The 25,112-nt window shown below is 69.0% G+C and carries 24 protein-coding genes; 9 read left to right on the top strand and 15 right to left on the bottom strand.

Features of this window, described 5'->3' with window-relative positions:
* Positions 1-9 precede the first annotated feature (9 nt).
* Positions 10-3,873 (bottom strand): amino acid adenylation domain-containing protein, encoded by a 3,864-nt coding sequence (locus tag PV646_RS35000; RefSeq protein WP_500346593.1) that lies wholly within the window; start codon positions 3,871-3,873, stop codon positions 10-12.
* Positions 3,874-4,126: 253 nt separating this feature from the next.
* Between PV646_RS35000 and PV646_RS35005 the strand changes: the two genes are divergently transcribed.
* Genes PV646_RS35005 through PV646_RS35020 form a run of 4 tightly spaced genes read left to right on the top strand, consistent with a single transcriptional unit; the run spans position 4,127 to position 7,563 of the window.
* Positions 4,127-4,774, top strand: a complete 648-nt coding sequence (locus PV646_RS35005; protein ID WP_500347063.1) for an ABC transporter permease — start codon at positions 4,127-4,129, stop codon at positions 4,772-4,774.
* A complete protein-coding gene (locus tag PV646_RS35010; protein ID WP_500346594.1) occupies positions 4,767-5,882 on the top strand; it encodes an ABC transporter ATP-binding protein in 1,116 nt (371 codons plus the stop codon). Before PV646_RS35005 ends, PV646_RS35010 begins: the two co-directional genes overlap by 8 nt.
* Entirely contained in the window at positions 5,879-6,613 is a 735-nt protein-coding gene (locus PV646_RS35015) for an ABC transporter permease (RefSeq protein ID WP_500346595.1), read from the top strand. The genes PV646_RS35010 and PV646_RS35015 overlap by 4 nt, the downstream gene beginning before the upstream one ends.
* Positions 6,610-7,563: a glycine betaine ABC transporter substrate-binding protein gene (locus PV646_RS35020; RefSeq protein WP_500346596.1), complete on the top strand. Its 954-nt coding sequence runs from the start codon at positions 6,610-6,612 to the stop codon at positions 7,561-7,563. The genes PV646_RS35015 and PV646_RS35020 overlap by 4 nt, the downstream gene beginning before the upstream one ends.
* Positions 7,564-7,575: 12 nt before the next feature.
* On the opposite strand, the gene PV646_RS35025 is transcribed toward PV646_RS35020, so the two are convergent.
* Both PV646_RS35025 and PV646_RS35030 read right to left on the bottom strand, forming a co-directional pair.
* A complete protein-coding gene (locus tag PV646_RS35025; protein WP_500346597.1) occupies positions 7,576-7,860 on the bottom strand; it encodes an Rdx family protein in 285 nt (94 codons plus the stop codon).
* Positions 7,857-8,720 (bottom strand): helix-turn-helix transcriptional regulator, encoded by an 864-nt coding sequence (locus PV646_RS35030; RefSeq protein WP_500346598.1) that lies wholly within the window; start codon positions 8,718-8,720, stop codon positions 7,857-7,859. Before PV646_RS35030 ends, PV646_RS35025 begins: the two co-directional genes overlap by 4 nt.
* Before the next feature lie 144 nt (positions 8,721-8,864).
* On the opposite strand from PV646_RS35030, the gene PV646_RS35035 reads away from it, so the two are divergent.
* Positions 8,865-9,905 carry an NAD(P)-dependent alcohol dehydrogenase gene (locus tag PV646_RS35035; RefSeq protein WP_500346599.1) on the top strand — a complete coding sequence of 347 codons (1,041 nt, stop codon included), beginning with the start codon at positions 8,865-8,867 and terminating at the stop codon, positions 9,903-9,905.
* 18 nt (positions 9,906-9,923) lie between these two features.
* Here PV646_RS35035 and PV646_RS35040 read toward each other — a convergent pair whose 3' ends face one another.
* Positions 9,924-10,295: a MerR family transcriptional regulator gene (locus tag PV646_RS35040; protein ID WP_500346600.1), complete on the bottom strand. Its 372-nt coding sequence runs from the start codon at positions 10,293-10,295 to the stop codon at positions 9,924-9,926.
* 59 nt (positions 10,296-10,354) lie between these two features.
* Here PV646_RS35040 and PV646_RS35045 point away from each other — a divergent pair, with 59 nt between their 5' ends.
* Positions 10,355-11,404 (top strand): alkene reductase, encoded by a 1,050-nt coding sequence (locus PV646_RS35045; protein ID WP_500346601.1) that lies wholly within the window; start codon positions 10,355-10,357, stop codon positions 11,402-11,404.
* Here PV646_RS35045 and PV646_RS35050 read toward each other — a convergent pair.
* On the bottom strand, positions 11,395-11,982 hold the full coding sequence (locus PV646_RS35050; protein WP_258948789.1) for a TetR/AcrR family transcriptional regulator: 588 nt from the start codon (positions 11,980-11,982) through the stop codon (positions 11,395-11,397). The genes PV646_RS35045 and PV646_RS35050 overlap by 10 nt on opposite strands.
* A 94-nt stretch (positions 11,983-12,076) precedes the next feature.
* Between PV646_RS35050 and PV646_RS35055 the strand changes: the two genes are divergently transcribed.
* Both PV646_RS35055 and PV646_RS35060 read left to right on the top strand, forming a co-directional pair.
* Complete coding sequence (locus tag PV646_RS35055; protein WP_500346602.1) at positions 12,077-12,457, top strand: nuclear transport factor 2 family protein; 381 nt, start codon at positions 12,077-12,079, stop codon at positions 12,455-12,457.
* Positions 12,454-13,245: a Rossmann-fold NAD(P)-binding domain-containing protein gene (locus PV646_RS35060; RefSeq protein WP_500346603.1), complete on the top strand. Its 792-nt coding sequence runs from the start codon at positions 12,454-12,456 to the stop codon at positions 13,243-13,245. The genes PV646_RS35055 and PV646_RS35060 overlap by 4 nt, the downstream gene beginning before the upstream one ends.
* A gap of 1 nt (position 13,246) precedes the next feature.
* Here the strand turns inward: PV646_RS35060 and PV646_RS35065 are convergent, their stop codons facing one another.
* The 7 genes from PV646_RS35065 to PV646_RS35095 form a co-directional block, all read right to left on the bottom strand.
* Positions 13,247-14,578, bottom strand: coding sequence for a hypothetical protein (locus PV646_RS35065; protein ID WP_500346604.1), 1,332 nt, complete (start codon positions 14,576-14,578; stop codon positions 13,247-13,249).
* 32 nt (positions 14,579-14,610) lie between these two features.
* Complete coding sequence (locus PV646_RS35070) at positions 14,611-16,113, bottom strand: glycoside hydrolase family protein (protein WP_500346605.1); 1,503 nt, start codon at positions 16,111-16,113, stop codon at positions 14,611-14,613.
* Between the two features lie 16 nt (positions 16,114-16,129).
* Positions 16,130-17,992: an HtaA domain-containing protein gene (locus PV646_RS35075; protein ID WP_500346606.1), complete on the bottom strand. Its 1,863-nt coding sequence runs from the start codon at positions 17,990-17,992 to the stop codon at positions 16,130-16,132.
* Positions 17,985-18,776 carry a hypothetical protein gene (locus PV646_RS35080; RefSeq protein WP_500346607.1) on the bottom strand — a complete coding sequence of 264 codons (792 nt, stop codon included), beginning with the start codon at positions 18,774-18,776 and terminating at the stop codon, positions 17,985-17,987. The genes PV646_RS35075 and PV646_RS35080 overlap by 8 nt, the downstream gene beginning before the upstream one ends.
* Before the next feature lie 146 nt (positions 18,777-18,922).
* The gene (locus PV646_RS35085; protein WP_500347064.1) at positions 18,923-19,672 is read right to left on the bottom strand and encodes a heme ABC transporter ATP-binding protein; all 750 of its coding nucleotides are present in this window, start codon (positions 19,670-19,672) and stop codon (positions 18,923-18,925) included.
* An 8-nt stretch (positions 19,673-19,680) separates the two neighbouring features.
* Positions 19,681-20,685, bottom strand: coding sequence for a FecCD family ABC transporter permease (locus PV646_RS35090; protein WP_500346608.1), 1,005 nt, complete (start codon positions 20,683-20,685; stop codon positions 19,681-19,683).
* Positions 20,682-21,740 (bottom strand): heme/hemin ABC transporter substrate-binding protein, encoded by a 1,059-nt coding sequence (locus PV646_RS35095; protein ID WP_500346609.1) that lies wholly within the window; start codon positions 21,738-21,740, stop codon positions 20,682-20,684. Before PV646_RS35095 ends, PV646_RS35090 begins: the two co-directional genes overlap by 4 nt.
* A gap of 85 nt (positions 21,741-21,825) precedes the next feature.
* Between PV646_RS35095 and PV646_RS35100 the strand changes: the two genes are divergently transcribed.
* Positions 21,826-22,314, top strand: a complete 489-nt coding sequence (locus PV646_RS35100; RefSeq protein ID WP_500346610.1) for a neocarzinostatin apoprotein domain-containing protein — start codon at positions 21,826-21,828, stop codon at positions 22,312-22,314.
* A 378-nt stretch (positions 22,315-22,692) separates the two neighbouring features.
* On the opposite strand, the gene PV646_RS35105 is transcribed toward PV646_RS35100, so the two are convergent.
* The 3 genes from PV646_RS35105 to PV646_RS35115 are packed head-to-tail and all read right to left on the bottom strand — an operon-like array spanning position 22,693 to position 25,072.
* A complete protein-coding gene (locus PV646_RS35105) occupies positions 22,693-23,310 on the bottom strand; it encodes a phosphotransferase family protein (RefSeq protein ID WP_500346611.1) in 618 nt (205 codons plus the stop codon).
* Positions 23,310-23,954: a response regulator transcription factor gene (locus PV646_RS35110; RefSeq protein WP_500346612.1), complete on the bottom strand. Its 645-nt coding sequence runs from the start codon at positions 23,952-23,954 to the stop codon at positions 23,310-23,312. The genes PV646_RS35105 and PV646_RS35110 overlap by 1 nt, the downstream gene beginning before the upstream one ends.
* Positions 23,945-25,072: a sensor histidine kinase gene (locus PV646_RS35115; RefSeq protein WP_500346613.1), complete on the bottom strand. Its 1,128-nt coding sequence runs from the start codon at positions 25,070-25,072 to the stop codon at positions 23,945-23,947. The genes PV646_RS35110 and PV646_RS35115 overlap by 10 nt, the downstream gene beginning before the upstream one ends.
* Between the last annotated feature and the right edge of the window lie 40 nt (positions 25,073-25,112).

Here is a 25,112-nt window from a genome sequence, read left to right on the forward strand (position 1 = left end):
GTGTGCTCCTCACGACCGGCCTCCCGCGATGGCGAGGGTGACGGCCTTGGTGACGGCCGCGATGAGCTCGGCCATCTGCGCGTCGGACAACAGCACCGGCACCTGGGCGATCTCCTGCTGCACGGCCGCGGTCTGCTCCATGGACGCCAGCAGCTCGTCGATGTCGGGCTCGCGCAGCAGGCTGTAGTGGTCGGCCCGCAGCTCGACGACGGTCGGGTCGGTGACCGAGAAGCCCTCGCTGCCCTCGATGAACGAGTAGTCGTCGCCCTGCGCCTTGAAGATCGTGAGCGGCGCGGTGATGGTGCGCTCGGCCAGTTCGCTGAAGGTGTACTTGAAGGAGAACGTCTCGGTGACGATCTTGATGATCCGTCGCACGAGCTCGCTGTCGAGGTCGCGGAACTCCGCGCTGATGAACGCCGCGAAGCTGTCCTCGTCCTTCGCGACCTCCAGGCACTTCGAGAGCCGCGCGTCGGTGATGCTGCCCGCGAACACGGAGAAGAGGATCGTCACGAACGCGCTGTTGTCGTACGACGCCTCGTCGCTGTCCCGCTCCGAGCGGACCTTCGGTGATCCAGGTGCGATCAGGTGGAGGTTCGCGACCACCTCGCCCGCCTGCTCCAGCTGGTAGGCCGCCTCGAACGCGACACGCGCGCCGAAGGAGTAGCCCCACAACGTGTACGGCCCCTCCGGCTGGACCTTCTTGATCGCCTCGATGTCGGCGGCGGCCATCTCGCGGATCGTGCCGTACGGCGTCTCGCCCTCGTTGATGCCGTGCGCCTGCACGCCGTAGAACGGGCGCTCCGAACGACTTGCGAGCGTGCGCAGGTTCATCGGGTAGCCGCCGAGACCGGGCCAGCAGAACACCGGCACCGCGTCCCCGTTGGGCTGCAACGGGACCAGTCGTGAGATCGGTCCCTCGTGCAGGCCGTCGACCCGCCGGGAGAGCTGCTCGATCGTCGGCGACTCGAAGAGCACCTGCAGGGGGAGGCTCGTGCCGAAGTCCTTGTTGATGCGGTTGACCAGGCCCACCGCGATCAGCGAGTTGCCGCCGGTCTCGAAGAAGTCGTCGTGCGTCGAGACGGTCTCGCGCTTCATCAGCTTCTTCCACATCTCGCTGATGCGGCGCTCGGTGATGGTGCGCGGAGCGACGAACGGGCGGTCCTTGTCGTCGACGTCGGTCTTGTCCGACGCCTCCAGGGCCTTGACGTCGATCTTGCCGTTCGCGGAGAGCGGCAGCCTGTCGAGCACCACGACCTTGTTGGGGATCATGTAGTCCGGCAGGAAGTTCACCAGGTCGTCCCGGATGAGCTCGGCCGGGCCCTTCATGTGGACGACGTCCTCCTTCATGCCCGGGCTGCGGCGCTGCTCGTAGGAGACCTTGCCGCCCAGGAAGAAGTACGACGGACCGCCGTCCTCGCCGAGGTCGTTCAGGATGCCGTTGATGCGCTTGGCCGACGGCAGGTCGTTGTCCGACTTCGAGCTGTAGCCCGACGACATGAAGCCGAGGTCCACGTCGTTGGCGGACAGGCGGTGCATGGTCCGGCCGAGGTCGACGTACCGGCGCCAGTCCTCGGCGGACCGGCTGACGGCCGTGACACCGAAGCTCGCGCGCTCGTAGACCGCCTGGTTGATGGCGATGACGTGCTTGCGCAGCACCAGTTCGTCGGACACGCGCTCGAACTCGCCGTCCGCGTACCGGTACTGGCCGCCGGGCAGGTTCGCGACGCGGCCGGGGTGCGTCTGGACGTAGACGTCGACGTCGTCCTCGCGGATGCCGGTGTAGGCGCACAGTTCGAACGTGCCGAGGTAGTAGTCCTCGTCCGCGACGTCGAGCTGTTCCTTGGTCTCCGGCGTGTACGCGGCGGCCGTGATGTCGAGGCCGTAGCCCGGCAGGACCTCTTCGAAGAGCCCGACCATGTGGCCGGTCTCGATCTCCAGGACCTCCTGGATGTTGTTGAGGTAGACCGACTCGATCGCGGCCTTGCGCCCGATGAAGTGCAGCTTCGCCTTGGCCTCGAAGCTTTCCGGCAGCTCCGAGATGAGCACGAGCTGGTGGCGCAGCGGGTGGTAGTAGTACAACCCGGCCGGCAGCCCCGCGATGTGGTGCAGCTCCAGGTGGAGCTGGGTCGCGTAGAGCGAACCCGGTGACGCGTAGCCGTACTTGGGCAGCAGCCGCTGGTCGCTGAAGTGCGCGCCGAAGTAGCGCAGGATCTCGCCCAGTTCGGAGACGTGGATGGTCTTCGGGTCCTTGGAACCGGCCCCGATCGGCTTGCGTTCCAGCAACCGCTGGAGGTCGGCGTCGGTGACCTGACCGCCCTCGTAGAAGCGGTAGGACTTGCGGCTGAAGACGACCTTGCGCTGCAGGCAGCTCGCTTCCTCGCCGGGCAGTTCGAAGCTCCGCCGGCCACCGAGGTCGTCGCGCACACCGGGGTTCGACAGTTGTGCGCGGACCTGCAGGCGGCTCGACTTCGACTGGTGGTGCGACCCGGAGTTGCCCTGGTCCATCAGGGCGGCTTCCTTGGGGTTCAGCTCTACGCACGCGATCAGGTTCTGGAACCCGGTGCGCTCGTCCTCCTTGACGATCACCGCCGCGTTGCGCACCCAGTCGTGCGTCTCGATCGCGAGCCGGATCTCGTCCAGTTCGACGCGGTAGCCGCGCAGCTTCACCTGGCTGTCGGCGCGCCCGGCGAACTGCACGGTGCCGTCGAGGTTCTGCGTCACGAGGTCGCCGGTGCGGAACATGCCGTCCACGAACCGTTCCTCGGTCAGCTCCGGCTGGTGCAGGTAGCCGCGCGCGACCTGGACGCCGCCGATGTAGAGCTCGCCGATCTCGCCCGGCGTGACCATGTCGCGGTTCGCGTCGAGCACCAGGTACGTCGTCCCCGCGACCGGCAGGCCGATCGAGATGGACTTCGGGGCTTCGGCGAGCTCGGCGGGGTCGACCACGTGCGACGACGAGTTGATCGTCGTTTCGGTGGGGCCGTAGAGGTTGATGAGCCGCACGTTCGGCATGTCCGCGACGAACGCCTGGGCGAGCGTGCGGGACAACGCCTCACCGCCGCTGAAGACCTGCTTCAACGACGTGACGGTGTGGAACTCCTCGGTGTCGATCAGCGCCTGGAGCAGCGTCGGCACGCACTGCAGCGTCGTGACACCCTGCTCGCGCATGGTCTCGATCAGCATCTCGGGGTCGCGGTAGATGCCGGGACGCCCCATCACCACGGTGCTGCCGACCGCGGGGGCGAGGATCTCCCACTGCGCGGCGTCGAAGCTCATCGGCGTCTTCTGCACCACGCGCTTCGTGCCGTCGATGGCGTGCGCGTCGTGCAGCCACAGCATCTGGTTGACGATGCTGCGGTGCTCGATCATCACGCCCTTGGGCCGGCCGGTGCTGCCCGAGGTGTAGATGATGTACGCGAGACTGGTGTGCGAGGGGGAGAAGCCGTCGTCGAACGCCTCGTCGCAGTCGTCGAGGGTGACGATCCTCGTGGTGCTGGGCGCGAGTTCGGTCAGGCGCTGCTTCAGGGCGCGCTGCGTCACGACGACCTTCGTGCGCGAGTCCTCGATCATGTAGCGGAGTCGCTCTTCCGGGTACTCCGGGCTCAGCGGCAGGTAGGCGCCGCCGGCGCACAGGATTCCCCACGCCCCGACCACGAGGTCCAGCGACGGTTCCAGGAACATGCCGACGCAGTCGTCCTCGCTGATGCCGAGGCGCCGCAGGTGCGTGGCCAGCGCGGAACTCTGTTCGAACAGTTCGCCGTAGGTGATGCTCTCTTCACCGAAGACGACGGCCGTGCGATCGGGGTGTTCCTCGACCTGCTTGCGCAGCAGGTCGGGAAGGCAGCCGCCGTCCACTTCAGCTTCGTGCGACATCTCAGAAATCCCCCAAGCGGTCAGCGGGCATGAGTGCGTGCGAGCGCGTTCTTGGTTAGTTGAAGAACGTATGAGTGACGGCTCGAAACCCACTGGAGTGATGCGCCTGGTGGACAGCCGCAGAGGTCTACCAGAACCGCCTTGAACCACACCGGAATTCCACCCGCTGAGACGGTGGTTCGGTGGCGAATGGTTGCCGCACTGTCCACAATGGTGTTGGGTTGACGCCAACTTCGAGGGCGGGGCCACGAGGATGAATGTGCTCGAGTACGTAGCCGATCGCTGGGATCGGCTGTCTTTGCAAGCGTTCCTGCACGTCAGTGCCGTGGTGCAGTGCACAGTCCTGGCAGCGGTGCTCGGGGTGGCGATCGGCGTCGCGGTGTACCGGAGTCCGGCCGGATCCGCGCTGGCCACGGCGTTGGCGAGCACGATTCTCACCATTCCGTCGTTCGCTTTGCTGGCGTTGCTGATTCCGGTGTTCGGCCTGGGCGCGGACACGACGGTGGTCGCTTTGGTGCTTTACGCGCTGCTGCCGATCGTGCGCAACACGATCGTCGGACTGGCCGGTGTGGACCCGGCTGTGAGTGATGCCGCAAGAGGGATTGGGATGAGCAGATTCGGGGTACTCACCCGCGTTGAGTTGCGGTTGGCGTGGCCCGCGATTCTCGCCGGAATGCGCGTCGCCACCCAGATGCTGATGGGGATCGCGGTCATCGCGGCCTATGCGAAAGGGCCGGGTCTGGGTTCCGAGGTGTTCTCCGGGCTCGCGAACGCCGGCAGCGCGAACTCCATGAACCAGGCCCTCACCGGAACGATCGGCGTGGTGATCCTCGCCCTGCTGCTCGACGGCGTCTACGTGCTGGTCAACCGTTTCACCGTGTCGAGGGGCGTCCGTGGCTGAGGCAGGCATCGAAATCAGGCTCGACCACGTGACCAAGCGGTACGCGGGGCAGAAGGCCCCCGCCGTCGACGACTTCTCGATGGTCTTGCCCGCCGGGCAGATCGTGGTGTTCGTCGGGCCGTCCGGGTGTGGCAAGACCACGACCATGCGGATGATCAACCGCTTGATCGAGCCCACGTCCGGCACGATCACGATCGGCGGTGAGGACGCGCTGAAGATCGACCCGGACGATCTCCGGCGACGCGTCGGCTACGCGATCCAGCAGGCCGGGTTGTTCCCGCACTTCACGGTGGCGCAGAACATCGGGATCGTGCCGGGGTTGCTGGGCTGGGACAAGAAGAAGACCGCCGATCGAGTCGACGAGATGATGGACCTCGTCGGGCTCGACCCCGGCGAGTTCGGCGCGCGCTTCCCCCGGCAACTCTCCGGCGGTCAGCAGCAACGCGTCGGTGTCGCGCGGGCGCTGGCCGCCGATCCACCGGTGTTGCTGATGGACGAGCCGTTCGGCGCGGTCGACCCGATCACGCGCGGGCATCTGCAGGACGAGTTGTTGAGGCTGCAGAACGAACTCCGCAAGACCATCGTGTTCGTCACGCACGACTTCGACGAGGCCGCGAAGCTCGGGGACAAGATCGCGGTGCTCGGCGACCGGTCCACGATCCTGCAGTACGACACCCCGGACGCGATCCTCGCGAACCCGGCGGACGACACGGTGGCCGGATTCGTCGGCGCCGGCGCGTCGCTGAAGGCGTTGACGCTCATGAGGGTCCGAGATGTCGAACTGGGCCAGACGGTCACGGTGCGCGCGGACGCCGATCCGTCCACTGTGGAGACCGGCGACGCCAGGTTCGTGCTGGTGCTCGACCAGCGCGACCGGCCGGTGCGCTGGGTGCGCGCGACCGAGCTGAAGCGGGCGACGTCGCTCGCCCGCATCGGCCAGCCGGTGCAGGACTCGGTGTCGTTGCAGTCGACGCTGCGGGACGCGCTGGAGGCGATGCTCACCGAGGGCGGCCGTGCCGTCGTCACCGGTGGCCGCGGCGAGTACGTCGGCACGATCGACCTCGCGGCCGTGACCGAGGTCGTCCAGCAGTTGCGGTCGAACGCGTGACGGCCGGGCGGATCCGGTTCTGGGCGCAGCCCGTCGTCGTGCTGCTGATCGTCGGCGGTGTGCTGGCGTGGGTGTTCGGCGGTGAGCTCACGGCGACCGAGAAGAGCACGCTCAACGCGACGTCGTTGCTGACGGCGCTGCGCGACCACCTGGCGATGACGGTCGTCGTGACGGCGATCGTGGTGGTGGTCGCCGTGCCGGCCGGGATCGTGGCCACCAGGCCGTGGGCACGATTCCTCGCCCCGGTGTTCCTGGCGATCGCGAACGTCGGCCAGGCCGCACCCGCGCTGGGTGTGCTGGTGCTGTGGTTCCTGGTCACCGGGGCTTCCGGCGGACTGTGGGTGGCCGCGTTGCCGCTCGCGTTCTACTCGTTGCTTCCCGTGCTGCGCAACACGATCGTCGGCATCCAGCAGGTCGATCCGTCCCTTGTGGACGCAGGGCGCGGCATCGGCATGTCGGCGTCGGGCGTGCTGTGGCGCGTCGAGTTCCCGTTGGCCACACCGCTGATCCTGGCCGGCCTGCGCACGTCGCTGGTGCTCGCGGTCGGCACGGCCACGTTCGGCCTGTTCGTCAACGCGGGCGGGTTCGGGTTGCTGATCGACACCGGCTACAAGCTGAACCTGATGAAGGTCCTGGTGACCGGCTCGGCACTGGCGGCGGGTCTCGCGCTGCTGGTCGACTGGGCGGGCGCGGTGATCGAGCAGTGGTTCGGCCCCAAGGGGGTCCGATGAAGAAGCTCGTGCTCGTGCTGGTGTTGTGCCTGTCCGGCTGCGGTCTGGACGTCAACACCGCGTTGCCCTACAAGGTGTTGCCGGGGTCCATCAAGCCGGACCAGTCGCTCCAGGGCGTCGAGATCACCGTGGGGTCCAAGGACTTCACCGAGAACATCCTGCTCGGCTACCTGGCCGAGATGGCGTTGTCCGCGGCCGGTGCCGACGTCGTCGACCTGACCGACCTGAAGGGCTCGCAGACCGCGCGCCAGGCCCTGCTCAACGGCGAGGTCGACGTCACCTGGGAGTACACCGGCACCGGCTGGATCAACTACCAGGGCAACGAGCTCCCGGTGCCCGGCGGTGAACAGGCGCAGTACGACGCGACGAAGAAGGCCGACCTGGAGAGGTTCGGCGTCGAGTGGCTCGCCTACTCGCCGTTGAACGACCAGTACGCGTTCGCCGTGACCGAGGACTACGGCTCGAAGCACGGCCTGAAGACCACGTCCGACCTGGCGGCGTTCCTGAACCAGAATCCGGACCAGGCGGTGTTCTGCCTGGAGACGGAGTTCACCAGCCGCCAGGACGGTTTCCCCGCGGCGCAACGGACGTACGGCTTCCCGACGACCGAGGTGAAGAACTTCGGCATCGGCACGATCTACTCGGCCGTGGCGGGTGGCACGTGCCCGGTCGGTGAGGTGTTCACGACCGACGGCCGCATCGCCGCGCAGAAGCTCCGCGTGCTGGAGGACGACAAGAAGGCCTTCCCGCAGTACAACGTGGCGCCGACGGTGCGAGCGGAGTTCCTGAAGCGCTACCCGCAGATCCGCGGGCCGTTGGAGGAGGTGAGCGCCGCGTTGACCAACGAGCAGATGATCGAGCTGTGCCGTCAGGTCGACGTGGAGGGCAAGGACGCGGGTGTGGTCGCCCGTGACTGGATGGTGTCGAAGGGGTTCATCTCGACGGCCTGACCACTGCGGTCGTCAGGAGTTCTTGCGGTCGGTGTGGCCCAGCGAACGTTCCGGTGCCAGCCGGTCGCGCACGAGCTGCTTGAGCACGGCGAGGTCCGGGAAGCCCTCCTGCTCCTTGCGGGACCACAGGGTCTCGCCGTCGAGTCGCACGTCGAACACGCCGCCGGTGCCGGGGATCAACGCGACCTCGCCCAGTTCGGCGGTGAACGTCGTCAGCAGTTCCTGCGCGGTCCAACTCGCACGCAACAGCCAGCGGCACTGCGTGCAGTACTCGATCTCGAGACGGGGTGTTCTCACGCCTTAGTAGTAACAGACGGTGTCGCGCCCGCACCCCAGTTGGCCAGCAGTTGCAGGCCCTCGGCGGACGGGGTGCCCGGTTCGGCGTGGTAGGTGCTGAGGAACATGCCGGGCTCGTTCGGCATGCGCAACGTCTCGTACGACAGCGTGAGCTCGCCCACCAGAGGGTGCTTGAGCACCTTCGTGCCGAAGCTCTTCTCCTTGACCTCGTGCGCGGCCCAGAGCTGCCGGAAGAGCTCGCTCTTCAACGAGAGCTCGCCGATCAGCGCGGCCAGTTCCGGGTCGTTCGAGCAGCAGGCGGCGTCCGAGCGCAGGAACGCGACGATGTCGGCGGCCTTGGTCTGCCAGTTGACGAAAAGTCCCTGGTACTCGGGTCGCAGGAAGATCATGCGTGCCCAGTTGCGGTCGCGCGGCGCCAGCTGGCCCCAGTCGCCGAACAGGGCCGCGGCCATCGGGTTCCACGCGAGGATGTCGGTGCGCCGCCCGCCGATGTACGCGGGTACGGCGATGCCTTCGAGCAGGTGCCGCAGCGCCGGGCGGACCATCGACCCCGGGTCGGCCTTCTTCCTCGGCGGCTTGCTGCGGGTCAGGTTGCCCAGGTAGTCGCGCTCGGCGTCGGTCAGGCGCAACGCGCGGGCGATCGCGTCCAGGACCTCCGTCGAGACGTTGCGGCCGTTGCCCTGCTCGAGGCGCGTGTAGTACGCGACGGAGACGCCCGCGAGCTGCGCCAGTTCCTCGCGGCGCAGGCCCGGTACGCGGCGGGTGCGGCCGTACCGGGGCAGGCCCACGTCGTCGGGGGACAGCCGTGCGCGGCGGCTGCGCAGGAAGTCGCTCAGCTCGGTGCGCGGATCGACGGTCATGGACCCGAGTATCCCCGCGCCGTCCACGACGTGCCTGCTACTGCTGGTGGTAGGCACGGCAGACATACGAAAAGCAGGTGACTGGGTAACCCCCTCGGACCGGAGCACTGTCGACATCGACACGACGAACCGAGGAGAAACCTGATGAGCACCGTCGCTGCCTACGCCGCTCCCGCACCCAAGGCACCGCTGGAGCGCACCACCATCGAGCGTCGCGCGGTCGGCGCGCACGACGTCCTGATCGACATCAAGTTCGCGGGCATCTGCCACTCCGACATCCACCAGGTCGACGAGGGCTGGGGCCAGGGGATCTTCCCGATGGTGCCGGGCCACGAGATCGCCGGCGTGGTCGTCGAGGTCGGTGCCGAGGTGACCCGCCACGCCGTCGGTGACCGGGTCGGAGTCGGCTGCATGGTCGACTCGTGCCGCGAGTGCGAGTTCTGCCTGCGCGGGCTGGAGCAGTACTGCGCGAACGGCAACACGATGACCTACAACGGCATCGACCGCCGCGGCGACGTCACGTACGGCGGCTACTCGCAGCAGATCGTGGTCGACGAGAACTACGTCGTGCGCATCCCGGACGCGTTGCCGCTCGACGTGGCCGCGCCGCTGCTGTGCGCCGGCATCACGCTCTACTCGCCGCTCAAGCACTGGGGTGTCGCGCCGGGCAAGAAGGTCGCCGTCGTCGGCCTCGGCGGGCTGGGCCACATGGGCGTCAAGATCGCGGCCGCGCTCGGCGCCGAGGTCACCGTGCTGTCGCAGTCGTTGCGCAAGAAGGACGACGGGCTCAAGCTCGGCGCCCAGGACTACCGCGCCACCAGCGACCCGGCCACGTTCACCGAGCTGAGGGGCAAGTTCGACGTCATCGTCTCCACGGTGTCGGCCCCGCTGGACTTCACCGCCTACCTCGGCCTGCTCAAGACCGACGGAGCCCTGGTGAACGTCGGCGCGCCCGAGGAGCCGATCTCGATCAACCTGTTCGGGCTGCTCGGCGGACGCAAGACGCTCGCCGGGTCGATGATCGGCGGCATCGCCGAGACCCAGGAGATGCTGGACTTCTGCGCCGAGCACGGCTTGGGCGCGGAGATCGAGCTGATCACCGCCGAGGAGATCAACACCGCCTACGAGCGCGTGCAGTCGAGCGACGTGCGGTACCGGTTCGTGATCGACACCGCCACGATCTGAGTTCGCGGCCGTGCCCGCTCACTGGGGCGGGCACGGCTTTCCGGTCGCGTACGCCGTCGTGGCGCCCGCGATCACCCTGTCGAGCTGCAGGAGCGTCTCCTGCAGCTCCTCGATCTGCTGGACCACGGACGAGCGGTGGCCGTGCAGCTTGGACAGCACCTCCGGCGCCGCCACCCCCGTCACCACGCACGGCAGCATCTCCAGGATCGACGCGCTGGAGATCCCGGCGCCGTAGAGCTGCTGGATGAGCCGCACCCTGGCGACGGCGTTCTCCTCGTACCGCCGCTGCCCGCTCTCGCTGCGTTCAGACGCGAGAAGGCCCTGCTCCTCGTAGTAGCGCAACGCGCGCACGCTCACGCCCGTGCGTTCCGCCAGCTCACCGATGCGCATGAGACCTCCGCCACAAAAGCTACCTCTGACGTCAACGTCAGGTTCCTAGCGTAGCTCTCATGCTTCTCAGCAGCTACCGACTCGGAAACCTGACCCTGCCGAACCGCCTCGTGATGGCGCCGATGACCCGCGCACGGGCCGTTGACGGCAAACCGACCGAGGCCACGGCCACCTACTACGCGCAGCGCGCCACGGCCGGACTCATCGTCACCGAAGGCGTGCACCCGAACGCGGTCGGCCAGGCCGGTCCGTTCATGCCCGGGGTCCACACCGACGACCAGGTCGAGGCCTGGCGCGTGGTCACCGACTCCGTGCACGCCAACGGTGGCCGGATCTTCGCCCAGCTCATGCACGGTGGCCGGATCGGGCACCCCGACGTCGCAGGGCACCACCCCGTCGGTCCGTCGGCGATCGCGGCCGGCACCGAGGTCTTCACCCCGTCCGGCATGGCGTCCGCGCCCGTCCCGCGCGCCCTGGAGACGGCGGAGGTGGCCGAGCAGGTCCAGGCGTTCGCCGACGCGGCACGACGGGCCGTCGACGCCGGGTTCGACGGCGTGGAACTGCACGGCGCCAACGGGTATCTGATCCAGCAGTTCCTGTCCTCCAGCGCGAACGAGCGCACGGACGGCTACGGCGGCTCGACCACCGGCCGCATCCGGTTCGCCGTCGAGGCGGTTGAAGCCGTGGCGGACGCCATCGGGCCGGACCGCGTCGGCATCCGGCTCTCACCCGGCGGCGAGATCCAGGGCATCGTCGAGGAGAACGTGCCCGTGCTCTACGGCGAGCTGCTGAAAGCGTTGCCGGACATCGCTTACGTCCACGTGCTGGCCACTGTGGACGACGAGGCGCTGATGGAACTGCGCAAGGCGTGGCCGACCGCGTTCATCCTCAACCCGGGCGGCCAGATCGGTCCGGTCGAGAGCACCCAGGAGCAGGGTGAACGCTGGCTCGCGAACGGCGCCGACCTGATCAGCTACGGCCGCGCCTACATCGGCAACCCCGACCTCGTCGAACGCTTCCGGCTCGGCCTGCCGCTCGCCGGCACCGACCGCGACACCTGGTTCCAGACGCCGAACGGGTACGTCGACTACCCCGGCTATCAGCACTGAAGCGCACGCAGCAGGTGGTCGACGAGCCGTTCGAGGTAGTCCGGCTCGACCTCGGCGCGGCGCACCGACAGCCGCCAGTAGACCGGCGCCGCGACCAGGTCCAGCGCGATCTCGAAGTCGAGGTCCGCGGGTAGTTCGCCCCGGTCGACCGCCCGTCGCAACGTCACCGCGCCGAGCGCGCGCCGGGGTTCGCCGATCGTCGCCGCGATCGCCTCGGACAACGCCGGGTTGCGCACGGCCTCGGCGGTGAGGTCGGGCAGGATCGTGGCGAACCGGGGGTGCGTCAGCCAGTCGTGCACCGCCGTGACGGTGGCCAGCAGGTCGCCGCGCAACGACCCGGTGTCCGGCACCTCGGCCAGTGGCACGGAGAACTCCGACAGCGCCGCGACCACCATGTCCTGCTTGGACGGCCACCGCCGGTACAACGCGCTCTTGCCGACCTCCGCTCGCTTGGCCACGGCCTCCATCGAGAGCCGGCCGTAGCCGTGCAGGGCGAGTTCGTCGAACACGGCGTCGGTGATCGCCTGCGTCACCTGGGGCTGCAGGACGGCGGCGCCGGTCGGGGTGCGCTTGGTCATGGCGCACATCATAGGACTGGACGAGACGGTCCCGTCCCGCCTAATGTGACGGACGGGACGGGACCGTCTCGTCCATTTCTTTCGGAGGGCTTCCGTGGACCTCATCCCCAAGGCACTGCAACTGCTGCTGGACAAGGACATGATCGGCTTCGCGGGCCTGTGGGCCGAGGACGGCGTGGCGGAGTTCCCGTTCGCCCCGCCCGGCTGGCCGGCCAGGCTGGAAGGCCGCGCGGCTGTCGAGGACTACGTGCGCGACTACCCGCAGATGCTCGACATCCAGGGCTTTCCGAAGCAGGTCGTGCACCACACGACGGACCCGGACGTCGTCATCGCCGAGTTCGACGCCGAGGGCGTGGTCGTCGCGACCGGCAAGCGCTACCGGACGTCCTACGTCGTGGTCGTCACGACCCGCGACGGCGAGATCGTGAACTACCGCGACTACTGGAACCCCCTCCTCGCGCAGGAGCTCGCGTGACCACGTTGATCATCGGCGGCACCGGCACGACCGGCGGTCGCCTCGCCTCGTTGCTGCCCGAAGCGCGGATCGGCACCAGGAAACCTCTGCGGGACAACCACGTCCGGTTCGACTGGGACGTGCCCGCGACGTTTGAGAAGGCGCTGGACGGGATAAGAAACGTCTACCTGATCCCCCCGATCGGGGTCGTCGACCCCGTTCCGGTGGTCGAGTCGCTGCTCGCTCGAGCGCGGCTCGTGCGGCGAGTGGTACTGCTGAGCTCGTCCGCGGTGCCGGAGAGCGCCACGGGGATGGGCGCTCTCCCCGCACTCGTGCGCGCCCTGCCGGAGTGGGCGGTGCTGCGCCCGTCCTGGTTCATGCAGAACTTCACCGGCGAACACCAGCTCGCGGCCGGTGTCCGCGCGGGCGAGATCGTGACGGCCACCGGTACCGGCAGGGTCGGGTTCGTCGACGCCGCCGACATCGCCGCGGTCGCCGCGAGAGCGCTGACGGATCCGTTGCCGCACAACACGGATCACCTGATCACGGGCCCGGAGGCGTTGAGCTACGCCGATGCCGCCGCGATCATCACCGAGGTCACCGGCAAACCCGTGCGGCACCGTTCGGTCAGCACCGCCGAGATGACCGTACGCTTCGCCGCCGCGCTGCCCCGCGAGTTCGCCGCGCTCCTGGCCGGGCTCGACGAGGACATCCGCGGCGGTGCCGAGGACCGGGTGACCACGACCGTGCTGGACGTGACGGGCAGGCCCGCGGGGTCGTTCCGGGACTTCGTCAGGCGAACGTTGTAGCTCAGCGGACGGACTCGCACGGAACGACGAAGAACCAGTCCTGGGGCTCGTGCTCCAGCCGTGCTTCCGGGGCCCCGGCGGCACAGGCCGCACGGGCCCTCGCCAGGCTCTCGTCCCACGGAACACCCGTCAGCACCGTGTCCGGCGTGCGCAGGTGGACGAAGACGCTGACCACCACGAGCGCCCCGATCAGGTACCGGCTGCCGGCCACCACCACGCGTTCCCACGTCCTCGCCGGCGTCGCGTCGAGGCCCACGAAGATCGCGGTGAACAGGAACAGGCACGGCGCGATGCTGTAGCGCTGCCCGGCCATCACGGCGTCGGGTGCCTGCACCTGCAGGGCCGCCGACCAGTTCAGCACCAGGCACGCGACGATGACGATCACGCTGTACGCACCGGAGACCAGCACGAGCGTCCGCCCGGCCCGGTCGCCGAACCGCAGGCCCGCCACGATCGGCACGACGGCGACCAGCAACGCCGCGAGGATCAGCAGGTTGCCCTGCGCCGGGTAGAACTGGCTGACCCGTTCCGACCCCGTGAACGCCACCACGGGCACCCGCAACAGGCTCGCCAGGAACACCTGCACGGGGTCGATCGCGTCGTGCGAGTACGGCGTCCGGGAAGCGAACACCATCGTCAGGCCCTGCACGACCAGCGCGCCGAGGAACGCGATCGGCACGACCCTGCGCGGCTGGAAGAGCCGCACGAGCGCGATCGGCGCCAGGATGAACACCAGCGGGCTCGACAGGGCGGCGAGGACCACGAACACCGCGATCGGCACGCGCGGGGCGTTGCGCCACAACAACGCCCAGAAGACGCCGTACAGCAGGAACCAGTGCAGGTTCGCCATGTTGTTCAAGGTCTCGGAGTTGCCCGCAGGCAGCACGACGACCAGGGCCGCGAGCGCGAACCGCAGCGGCGACGACCTCAGGTACGGCTTCGAGGCCGCGAACGTGATCAGCGCGATCGACGCCCGCAGTGCCGCGGCGCAGATAGCGAACCCGGCGGCCGTCCACTCGATCGGCAGCAACGCGACCAGTTGAGCGACCATGCGCGGCAACGCGTGCAGGTAACCGCCGTAGGGGTCGACCAGGTTCTCCAGCACCGGCGAGCGCACCGCGTCGACCACGAACCGGGCGCCGTCCTCGGCCCACAGGTGGTCGAGCCGGGACCAGCCGGCGGGGATGAGCAGCAGGAACGCCATCGAAGCCACGAAGGCGGCCGTCATGCCCAGCCACGTGAGCTCGTGCCGCGGTTCGTCCGGCAGAGGCACGACGCTGTCCGCGAGAGCCCCTGTCCGTTGTGCTGTCACGACCACCATTCGGTCCCCCATGTCCGATTTCGACCTCGGGAGAACGTATCCGGTCAGCGCCGGACGAGATCCGGCAGGCGCTCGTACTTGGCCCACTGCTCAGCGGTGACCTGGGTGATGGGGGACGAGTTCAGCGTCGCGATCTCGGGGGACCCGACGATCCACAGCTTGCCGTCGAGCAGCAGCCCGACCTGACCCGCGGGGTTGGCCACCGCGGGCGCTCCGGCCGGGACGGTGAACGCGACCTTCAGCGCGTCGACGCCCTGCGGCCGGGTGCCGAGCACGCCCTTGGCGAACTGCTGGGCGACCGAACGGCGCTCGAAGCGCATCACATTGGCACCGACGACGACGTCGAGCGTGCGTTCCGGGGAGGGCACCGCGAAACCGTTGAGCGCCTTCGCCTCGTTCGCGGTGGCGCAGCCCTTGAGGCCGACGGCGTCGATGCCGAAGTGGGAGATGTTCGTCGGACCGGCCGGGCCCTCGAAGGTGCCGCGCAGCACGTCGAGCGCCACCCGTCCGCACGGGTCCTTGGCGTTGGCCGGCGCGTGGCCCTCCGGCGTGCGCAGCAGGCCGGGACCTTCCTTCCAGGGACCGGGGATCACCACGGGTTCGAACGGGTGGCGGGTGAAGTCCCTGTTCCAGAAAGTGATGGTGGTGCCGTCGTCGGTCTCGTGGGCGATGGCGAACGAGGCCACCGCCTCGATCCACATCCAGTCCGCGCTGAACGCCTCGACGACCGAACGGGTGCGCGGCTGGTTGTTCGACGCCGCCGGCTTGAAACCCTGCGGGCCGAGCGCCTCGACGCCCTTGGAGAACGTCGGGTCCTTCGAACGCAGCACGTACTGGCCGGCGCCGTTCTGGTGCGAGGCGAGGCCGGTGGTGTCCGTGAACATCAGGTACACCCAGCCGTCGAGGTAGATCGCCGTCTGCTGGCCCGCGCCGTAGGTGTTCTCGCGGAAGTTGTCCCCGGCCGGGGCGACGATCGACTGACCGCCGGCCTCCCGCTGCCACGTGATGCCGTCCTTGCTGGACGCGACCCCGACCGCGCTGCCGTTCGCGTGGTTGTCCCTCGCCGCGCCCGTGTAATACATGTAGTACGTGCCGCCGATTTTGATCAGCGACGGGTCGCACGTGTGGATCGCGTCGAAGCTGCCGCCGCTGCCGGAGAACACCGGGACCGCCGTCGAGAACGGTCCGTTGATGGCAGGGCCGTCGCTGTAGAGGATGTCGTCGCCACCGGGCGGCGCGGCGCTGAGCTGGCTGCACCACCACGCGCGCACACGGCCGCCGTCGAGCATGACGGCGGGCGCGTAGTTGTACGGCGCGTCACCGGCCCCGGCGATGACCGTGCCAGGGCTCTGGCGGCCGTTCTCGACGCCGAGCCGGATCTTGTTCCTGAGCGGCGCCGCCTGCGGTGGCTTCTTCGTCGACGTGGGGTTCTGCTGGTCGAGCTGTGCCCCGACCGGGTCGCCGACCGCTGCGTTGGTGCACGCCGTGACCGCACCGAGCAGTGCGAGCGCAGCGAGTAACGCGAGAGGTCGATTACTCAGGGGCACTCACCCATCATAGTGATCAACTCCTCCGTCCGGGTGAAGTCCGGATCCTGGCTGCCCGCACGAGCGCGAAACCGCTGACCAGGAGCACGAATCCCGCCGCCAAAGGCACCAGTGGGGACGCACCCGTGTTCGCCAGCCGCTGAGGCCGGAACGCGAGCGGCGGCACCAGGTCCTGGGGTGTCTGCGCGACCGGCGGCGGACCGGCGGGACCAGCCTGTGGAGGCAGCACCGAGCAGGACGAACCCAGCGTGAGCGTGAGGTCGTCGAGCTTGTCGCCGGCCCCGTAGAACCCGGCGAACGCCTCGGAGTTCGTGAGCGTGGCCTTGACACCTGTGACGGTGAGCACACCGGCGTCGTTCGTGGTCTTCGCCGCGGCCAGGTCCAGGTCCGCCAGTTCGACGCCGATCAGCTTCGTCGGCTTGCCGGGCGTGGGACCGCTGGTGACGAGTTCGACGTTCGCCGAGAGCCTGCCCTTCGCGTCCTTCACACTGACCGCGGGGTTCGCCAGGTGGATGGTGAAGAAGTGGCCGGGGTACGTGAACGTGATCGTGCCGCCGAACGCGACGTCGAACTGCGTCTTCGACGTGTACCGCGCGTCCCGGAACGGGTACTGGTGCGCGCCGGTGGTGACGCCGTTCGTGTTCGGGGAGGCGTCGACGTCGGTGACGATCGCGCCGTTCGTGCCGGTGATGCTGTTGCCGCTGCCCTTGCCGACGTAGTCGCGGAAGCTCTTCTTGAAGCCCCACAGCAGCGTGCCCTGGGTGACCGCGGTGACGTCGCACTCGGCCGCTTTCACGGTGTAGGTGGCGCCGGCCGTGCGCTTGGAGGTGAGGCCGGTTGCGGTCAGGGTGTGCGTACCGGGTGCGGCGTTGGTGGTGATCTCACCCGCGATGCCGCCGTCCTGACCGGCCGCGAACGTGCCCCGGTCGTCGAGGCCGACCTGTTCGCCGGGGCTGAAACCCTTGCCGGTGAAGGAGAGCGTGCCGTTCTGGGAGATCTCGGTCCGGGCCAGCGTGAGGGTGGGCGCGGCGACCGGGTAGGTCAGGGTCGCGGGAGCCAGTGCCGTGTTCGGAGGCAGGGAGCCGTTCAGCGCGGTGCTGCCGGCCTCGGTCAGCTTCAGCTCTGCCCGGAGCGTGGCGTTGTTGCCGTTGAAGGCGGGCAGACCTGCCTTGATGTCGGCGAACGGCACCGTGACGCCGTTGACGTCGACTCGCAGCGTTTTGCCGTCGAGGTCGGCGCGGGGGTTGGTGATGCGCACGTTCGGCGTGGCGAAGTCGATCCTGCCGCCGAACTCGTGGGTGTTCCGCGTGCTGCTCCGGTACGGCCAGGTCTGGCCGACGGTGCCGTCGCTCGGGGTGCCGTTCCAGTCCGGCACCACCGGCCAGCTCAGGCTGCCCTGGCGCGGTGACGACGGCGAGGTGACGCCGGTGAACTGGAGCGGGACGACCAGGTCCTTGCTCGTGTCCGGGTTGTCCCAGCTGAAGATCATCAGGTAGAGCTGTTCGGTCGCGGCGCTGAACTCCTCGCTGCCGACCTCGTAGGTGGCCTTGACCGTCGGCGTGGCCTGCCAGGTGCCGTCGGGCTTCAGGCTGATGCCGACCGCCCAGTTCTCCTTGAGCAGCTTGGAGTACTGACTCGTGGTCGTAGTCCTGTCCCGCCAGCCGTCACGCTTCGGTCCGACGCGGACACCCCAGCCCTTCCCGTCGTTGAACTTCGGGTCGAACCCGGTGCCGGACACGGTGATCTTGCTGCCGGCGGGGTCGAGCGCGCTGACGTTCGGCGACACCGTCACCGACGGTGTCAGCTGTTCCTGCGCTGTGGCGGGTGTTGTTGTCGCCAGCGTTGCCGCCGCCGTGAGCGCCGCGAGCGTTCTACGCATCGGTCTTGCCCCTTCTGAACCGCAGCCACCACACGAGACCTGCCGCGAGCAGCACGGCGGCACCGACGCCGCCGGGGACGAGCCAGCCCGGTCGTTCGTCGGGGCTGGTCTGTGCAGCGGGCTGGACCTCAGGCTGAGTCGTGGTCGTCGTTGTTGTCGTGGTGGTGGTCGTGGTCGTCGTCGGGGTGGTCGTGACCAGGGCAGTGGTCGTGGTCGGTGCGGGTTGGATCGGTGTGGGTTGGTCCGGTGCGGGCTGATGCGGGACGGGCTGGTTCGGGACGGCGAACCTGATCGGTGTGAACGTCTCGTTGTTCGCGTTCACGACACCGTGCGCGCCGATGGTGATGACACCGCACGTGACCTTCGTGCAGTCCACTTCGGACACAGCGCCGTCCCGCCCAGCCGCTTTGAACCGCGCACCGGGCACGTTGAGCTGCGCACTCCACGTGCCGTCAGCGTTCACCGTCCCGTTCGCCGCGTGCTCGGTCTCGCCGCCGGGGAAGGAGATGAACCGCTGGTAACCGTTGTTGTCCTTGGCTTCGCGGTCCTGGACGTACCGCATCGTCGTGCCGGACGCGCCGCCCTGGCTGGGCCGCCACAGGTCCGAGACCCAGCCGAAGAACACGTAGACGCCGCCGTAGCCGTTCTTGACGGACTGGAAACCGGTGCCGCGCAACGAGAGCGTGGTGGCGTAGTCGGGGTCGGCACTGGCGGGGGAGGCGGACACCCGCGCGCTCTGGGCGTGGGCAGCGGGGGCGGTGAGGACGAGCAGCGCCGCGGCCACCGTCAGCGATCCCCGTCGCGTGGTTGCGGCTGAAGGTGTGCGCAACGATCCCCGCCGAGCGTTCGCTGTCGAAGGCTTGCGCAGGGGTCCCCTCCAGGGGGTCCCCTTGCTTTTATTCTTCCAGACAGCACCGACAGTTTTCGGCCTCACGATTCCCCTCTCCACGGCAGCACGACCGGTCGCCCGGTCCGCGGATGCGCGAACACCTCGACCCGATGCCGGTACACCTCGCTCAGCAACTCCCCGGTGAGCACCTCGTCCGGCGGCCCGTTCGCGACGATCGCGCCCTCGGACATCACCGCGACCCGATCCGCGTGCGCCCCGGCCATCCCGAGGTCGTGCACCACCACCAGCACCGCGTTGCCCCGAGCCGCCTGGCTCGTGGCGGTCCGCAGCACCAGTTCGGAATGCCGGATGTCCAAGGCCGCGGTCGGTTCGTCCAGCAGCAGCACCCCGGCTCGTTGGGCGAGCACACGGGCGAGCGCGGCACGGGCCTGTTCGCCGCCGGACAGCGTCGTGAACTTCCGTCCCGCGAACGCCGTCATCTCGGTCTGTGCCATGACCTCGGCTACCACGTCCTCGTCGTCGTCCCACGGAGCCCGGCCCATCCTGACCACCTCGGCCACCGTGAACGGGAACGACAGCGTGATCCGTTGGAGCAGAACGGCCCGGCGCTGGGCGGTTTCGCGCGCGGACCACTCGTCGAGCGGTTTTCCGTCCAGCCACACCGAACCCGCGTCGGCCCGGACGTCGCCCGCTAGCACTGCCAGCGCCGTCGACTTGCCCGCGCCGTTCGGCCCGACCAGCGCCAGCACCTCGCCGGAGGCCACGGTGAGGCTCAGGTCGCGCAGGACCTGCTGTCCGCTTAGCCGGACGGACACGTTCTCGCAGAACATCTCCGGCTTCACGCCCAGCCACCCGCCTGCTGCCGCGTCCTGCGGAGCAGCCAGAAGAAGAACGGCCCGCCGACGAGCGCGGTCAGCATGCCGATCGGGAGGTCCACGAACGTGATCACCCCGCGGGCGCCCAGGTCCGCGGCGACCAGCAGCAGGGCGCCGCCGAGTGCGCTGGCCGGCAGCAGCACGCGGTGGCCGGGTCCGGCGATCATCCGGATCAGGTGCGGCACCACGAGTCCGACGAACCCGATCACGCCGGTGAACGACACCGCGGCCGACACCATCAGCGCCACCAGCACGATCGACCCCAGCCGCAGCAGTTCGACGTTCACGCCGAGGTGCCGCGCCGGGCGTTCGCCGAGGGACAACAGATCGAGCCTGCGCGCGAGAACCGCGGCGAGCACGACGCCGACGACCGCGAGAGGCAGCACCGTCCAGACGTAGCTCCACCGTGCGCCGGCGATGCTGCCGAGCTGCCAGAACACGATCTGCTCGCGCGCCTGCTGGTCGCCGAGGAACGTCAGGAACGCGATACCCGCGCCCGCCACCGCGTTGACCGCGACACCGGTCAGGATCAGCGTGACCACCTCGGTGCGCCCGCCCGACCGTGCGAACGAGTACACGAGCAGCGTCGCCACCAGTCCGAACGCGAAAGCGACGACCGGCGTCGTGAACTGGCCGAGGAACGTCAGCTGGAACACGATCGTCAGGCACGCGCCGACCGCGGCGCCGCTCGACACCCCGACGACGCCGGGTTCCGCGAGCGGGTTGCCGAACACGCCCTGCATCAACGCGCCCGCGACCCCGAGCACCGCGCCCACGACGATCGACATGACCACGCGCGGGAACCGGACGTTCCACAGCGTCGCCTCGGCCATCGGATCGCTCGACGGACTCCCGAACAACGACGCGAAGACCTCGTTGACGGGGATGGGGAACTGGCCGATGGACGCGGACAGCAGCACGGTGCCGAACAGCAGGACGGCGAGCGTCAGGAAGAGCAGCGACCTCACGTGTACAGCGCCCTGGCCAGGCCGTCGATCACGGAGGCGGTCAGCGGTCCGAAGCTCAGCACCTGGTAGTCGTTCATGTCGACGATCCGGCGCTTCTGCCCGGCCGGAGTCTGCGCGACACCGGGCACGCCGACCATGCCGTCGACCCCGCCGACGGACTGGAGTCCCTTGGACATCACCAGGATCACGTCCGGTGCCGCCTTCGACAACGCTTCGGGGTTGATCGGTTTGGAGCCCTGCAACCCGGCCTCGGTGGCCACGTCGACCCCGCCGATCGCGGTGATCAGCTCGTCGGCGCCGGTGCCCTGCCCGAACATCTGGTAGACCCCGGACTGGCCCCGGACGTAGAGGAACACGATCCGCAACTGGGACCCGTTCGCGAGCCGCTGGGCAGTGATCTTGGCCTTCTCGATCTCGACCGTCGTGCGGTAGGCGAGTTTCTCGCCCTCCGCCGGCACCCCGAGCGCGTCGGCGACCTGCTGGATCAGCTTGCCGACGTTGTTGACGGCACGCCGCGACTCCGTGACGACGACGGGGATGCCGGAATCCCTGAGCTGCAGCACCACGTCCCACGGCCCGAGCGTGGTGTCGGTGATCACGACGGTCGGCCGCAGCGCGAGGATCGCCTCGGCGTTGAGCTGGTGGCCGTTCGTCGTGACGAGCGGAAGCTGTGCGGCAGCGGGGAAACCGGTCGACGTGTCGCGTCCGACCATGCGGCTGCCGAGGCCCAGTCCGAACACCGTCGCGCCCAGCGTGCCGTACTGGTCGAAGGCGAGGATCCGGTCGGCGCTGGTCACCGTGACCTGGGTGTCCTGTGCGTCGGTGACCGTCGTCGGCAGCGTCGGCGAGGTCCTGTCGCTGATCGGCACGACGTCCGGCACCGCCACCGTCGCGGTGCTGGGACCGGACTTCTGCCGGGGATCCGCGGCGGGTTCCAGCTGCTCCAACGGAGTTCTGCCGGGATCGCTCGGAGGCACCTCCGGCGTGTTGCGGCTCGCCGGTCCGGTGCATCCCGCGACCAGCGCGACCGTGAGCACAGCCACCCAGATTCTCACGCTTCGAACTTAACTTAGCCTTACCTAACCGTCTAGGGTGGAGATCCCACCACACCCGAGTTCCTATTCACACCAAGGACGAGTGATGGCAAGGAAGATCCTGGTTGTGGCGGCCGTTGCGGCTGCTCTCGTGACGACCGCCGTGCCTGCCTCGGCCGCGCCGGGAAGCGCTTCCCGCAACGGCCACACCCTGAGCGCCTCGAACGCCACCGACCTCGTAGTGGCGGGCGAGACGATCACCGTGACCGGCACCGGCTACGACCCGGCCAAGGGCTACTACGTGGCGCTGTGCCAGGTGCCCGACGACTACAGCTACGGCGCGGCACCGACCCCGTGCCTGGGCGGTGACGGGCAGGGCGGCACCGGTGTCGGCCCGTCCGCGTGGGTCACCAACCTTCCCGGGGGCACCACGACGATCGCGCCGAACGGTTCGTTCACCGCGCAGGTCCACGTCAAGCAGACCGGGGGCAACCTCGACTGCGCTCAGGTGACGTGCGCGATCGTCACCAGGCGCGACCACCTCGGTCTCTCCGACCGCAGCTTCGACGTCTTCATCCCGGCGTCCTGGAGCTAGTGGTGCGTCCCGGAACATCGGCGAGGTGATCCACGCTCAGCAGGCGCCTCGCGGCACCCACGCCCCGTGCAACCAGTACGAGGGCGTGGGGCGGCATCGCAGAGCACACGCCGTCCAACCGGTACGAGGGCGTGGGGCGGCACGCAAATGCGCCCGTCTGACCGCGAATTCCCTTGGCAAGGTGCCGAGCCACACCACCGGTTCGCCCTAGCCGGCCGGTGGGTGTTCGCGGACCGCGCAGCGGCGGCGGAACCAGGCGAGGAACTTCGCCGGGTCGCTCTGCTGGCGGATCGCGGACACCGCGCCGGTCAGCGGGAACATCGCGGCGTGCGTACGGGCCCGGTCGTAGAGGTGTGGTCTGACCCGCTTGACCAGGGGTCAGCCGTAGCTCGCGAACGCGGCCGCGTCGAGAGCGGGATCGCCGGCGCAGGCGAAGTCCCAGTCGATGATCCCGCTGACCTTTCCGTTGTGCCAGCGCAGGTTCACCGGTGCCAGGTCGCCGTGCACGAAGCCCGTCACGCTGGGCAGGCCGGCGAACCTGTGCAGGACGTCCTCGGCCTGCGCGCGTTCGTCGGCGTCGAGCAGCGGGAACACCAGCTCGGTGATGGCTTCCGCCGCGCGGCTTCCGCCCGCGTGGTGCAGCGGTTCGTCAAGCAGGGCAACGAGTTCGTCGTCCAGCTCGACTGCGGCGAGGGCGTCGAGCACCACGCGGACCGCGTCGTCGCTCGCCGTCTCCGACCGCTCGCCAGGCAGGTACGAGATCACGACGTGGGCCTGGCCGAGCGGCAGGTCCAGCCGGTCCTCGAGGACCTCCGGCACGGCGAACGGCAAGTCCAGCCGCGAGATCAGCCCGAGGGCCTTCGCGCGGCGCCTGGCGTCGGCCAGGTCCTGGCGGGGGAACCGCGCCACCCAGTGCCCCGGCAGCACAACCGCGTCGTTGAACGTGCCGTGCTCGAGTGTCGTGCCCGGCGTCCTCGCCAGCTCCTCGATGGCCATCAGCTGCCCAGGTAGCGGACGACGGCCATCACGCGGCGGCTCAGCCCCGACGAACCGGACAGGCCGAGCTTGTCGAAGATCGCGTTGATGTGCTTCTCCGCGGCGCTCTGCGAGATGTGCAGCTGCGCGGAGATGCGCGCGTTGGTGAGACCTTGGGCCATCAGTTCGAGGACCTCCTTCTCCCTCGCGGTCAGCGTTTCGATCGGGTTGACGTGGGTCGTCCTGGTCAGCAGCCTGCGCACGACCTCCGGGTCGAACGCCGCTCCGCCCGCCGCGACCCTGTCCAGCGCCTCCAGGAACTCGTCCACCTGCGCCACCCGGTCCTTGAGCAGGTAGCCGACCTTGCCGCCGGTGCTGGTGATGAGTTCGGTGGCGTAGCGGTTCTCGATGTACTGCGAGAGCACGAGCACGCCGACCTCCGGCCACCGCTCGCGGATCTCCAGGGCGGCGCGCATGCCGTCGTCCTTGTGGTCCGGTGGCATCCGGACGTCGGTGACCACGATGTCCGGCCGGTGTTCCTCGGTGGCCTTCAGCAACTCCGGCGCGGTGCCGACGGCGGCCACGACGTCGTGGCCCTCCTCGGCGAGCAACCGGATGAGGCCCTCGCGCAGCAGCGTCGAGTCCTCGGCCAGGATCACTCGCACGGCACCCTCGCGTAGACCGTGGTGGGACCGCCGGGCGGACTGGTCACGTCGAAGTCGCCGTCCACCGCCTTGACCCTCCTCGCCAGCCCGGACAGGCCGGTGCCGGTCGGGTCCGCGCCGCCGACGCCGTCGTCGCGCACCACGATCGTGATGCCACCCTCACCGTCCGGCCCCACGTAGATCTCGACCGTCGACGGATCCGCGTGCTTGGCCGCGTTGGTGACCGCCTCGGACGTCACGAAGTAGATCACCGTCTCCAGCGCGGTGCCCGGCGACTCCTCGAGCCTGTTCCTGATGGCGACGCGCACGCTCGACCGCTCCGCCAGCACCTCGAGCGCCGCGTCCAGCCCCGCGTCGTCCAGCACTGCCGGGTAGACGCGCGTCGCGACCTCGCGCAGCTCGTCAATGGCCTCGCCCGCCGTGTCGTGCGCCTGCTGCAACAACTCCTGCAACTGCTCCTCGCCCCTGGCACGTTTCGCCCTGCCGATCAGCATGCCGAGCGCCACGAGCCGCTGCTGGACGCCGTCGTGCAGATCGCGCTCGATGCGCCGCCGTTCGTCGTCGATCGCCTCGATCACCTCGGCCCGCGTGCTCGTCAGCTCCGCGACCCGTTCGCGCAGCAACGTCTGCTGGCTCGTGCCGAGCATCGAGGTGGCCAGCCACCGGTCCAGCACCGACACGCCCACCACGCCGGCCGTCGTCACGAAGATGACCAGCAGGCCCGGAATCGCCACGATCCCGATCAGCCCGAGGGTGACCACACCTTCTTCCTCGATGAACCCCCAGTCGCCGTCGAACAGCCACGCCGTCACCATCGACAGCGCGATGGCGTACCAGAACGCCAGCATCCAGATCACGCCGGCACCGAGCGCGCCGACCAGCCACCGCGCCGCGAGGTAACGGCGGCATCCCTTACGTGTCAGCGGGTTCGTGTGCACGGGCCGGTCGAACCGCGCGATCCTGGACAACTCGTACTCGGTCAACCGGACCGTGAACACGTCGACCGCCGAGGCGGCCAGCCCGGCCAGTCCTGTCACCGACCCGAGCGTGAGACCCACGAGCATGCGGAACCAGTCACGCACCAGCGAACCCGCGCTGAGCCGCTCCACCTGATGCACGTTCGCCACCGTACTGGCCGACTCAGGCCCCGGCATTGCG

The sequence above is a fragment of the Streptomyces sp. ID05-26A genome (genome assembly GCF_033794685.1).
Classification (GTDB): domain Bacteria; phylum Actinomycetota; class Actinomycetes; order Mycobacteriales; family Pseudonocardiaceae; genus Lentzea.

Bases quoted from the DNA above. Each gene is read 5' to 3' on its own strand.
- PV646_RS35030 (WP_500346598.1), bottom strand. From the start codon at position 8,720: ATGACCGTCGATCCGCGCACCGAGCTGAGCGACTTCCTGCGCAGCCGC.
- PV646_RS35020 (WP_500346596.1), top strand. From the start codon at position 6,610: ATGAAGAAGCTCGTGCTCGTGCTGGTGTTGTGCCTGTCCGGCTGCGGT.
- PV646_RS35065 (WP_500346604.1), bottom strand. From the start codon at position 14,578: ATGGGGGACCGAATGGTGGTCGTGACAGCACAACGGACAGGGGCTCTC.
- PV646_RS35035 (WP_500346599.1), top strand. From the start codon at position 8,865: ATGAGCACCGTCGCTGCCTACGCCGCTCCCGCACCCAAGGCACCGCTG.
- PV646_RS35000 (WP_500346593.1), bottom strand. From the start codon at position 3,873: ATGTCGCACGAAGCTGAAGTGGACGGCGGCTGCCTTCCCGACCTGCTG.
- PV646_RS35045 (WP_500346601.1), top strand. From the start codon at position 10,355: ATGCTTCTCAGCAGCTACCGACTCGGAAACCTGACCCTGCCGAACCGC.
- PV646_RS35085 (WP_500347064.1), bottom strand. From the start codon at position 19,672: ATGTTCTGCGAGAACGTGTCCGTCCGGCTAAGCGGACAGCAGGTCCTG.
- PV646_RS35040 (WP_500346600.1), bottom strand. From the start codon at position 10,295: ATGCGCATCGGTGAGCTGGCGGAACGCACGGGCGTGAGCGTGCGCGCG.
- PV646_RS35105 (WP_500346611.1), bottom strand. From the start codon at position 23,310: ATGGCCATCGAGGAGCTGGCGAGGACGCCGGGCACGACACTCGAGCAC.
- PV646_RS35075 (WP_500346606.1), bottom strand. From the start codon at position 17,992: ATGCGTAGAACGCTCGCGGCGCTCACGGCGGCGGCAACGCTGGCGACA.
- PV646_RS35050 (WP_258948789.1), bottom strand. From the start codon at position 11,982: ATGACCAAGCGCACCCCGACCGGCGCCGCCGTCCTGCAGCCCCAGGTG.
- PV646_RS35100 (WP_500346610.1), top strand. From the start codon at position 21,826: ATGGCAAGGAAGATCCTGGTTGTGGCGGCCGTTGCGGCTGCTCTCGTG.
- PV646_RS35005 (WP_500347063.1), top strand. From the start codon at position 4,127: ATGAATGTGCTCGAGTACGTAGCCGATCGCTGGGATCGGCTGTCTTTG.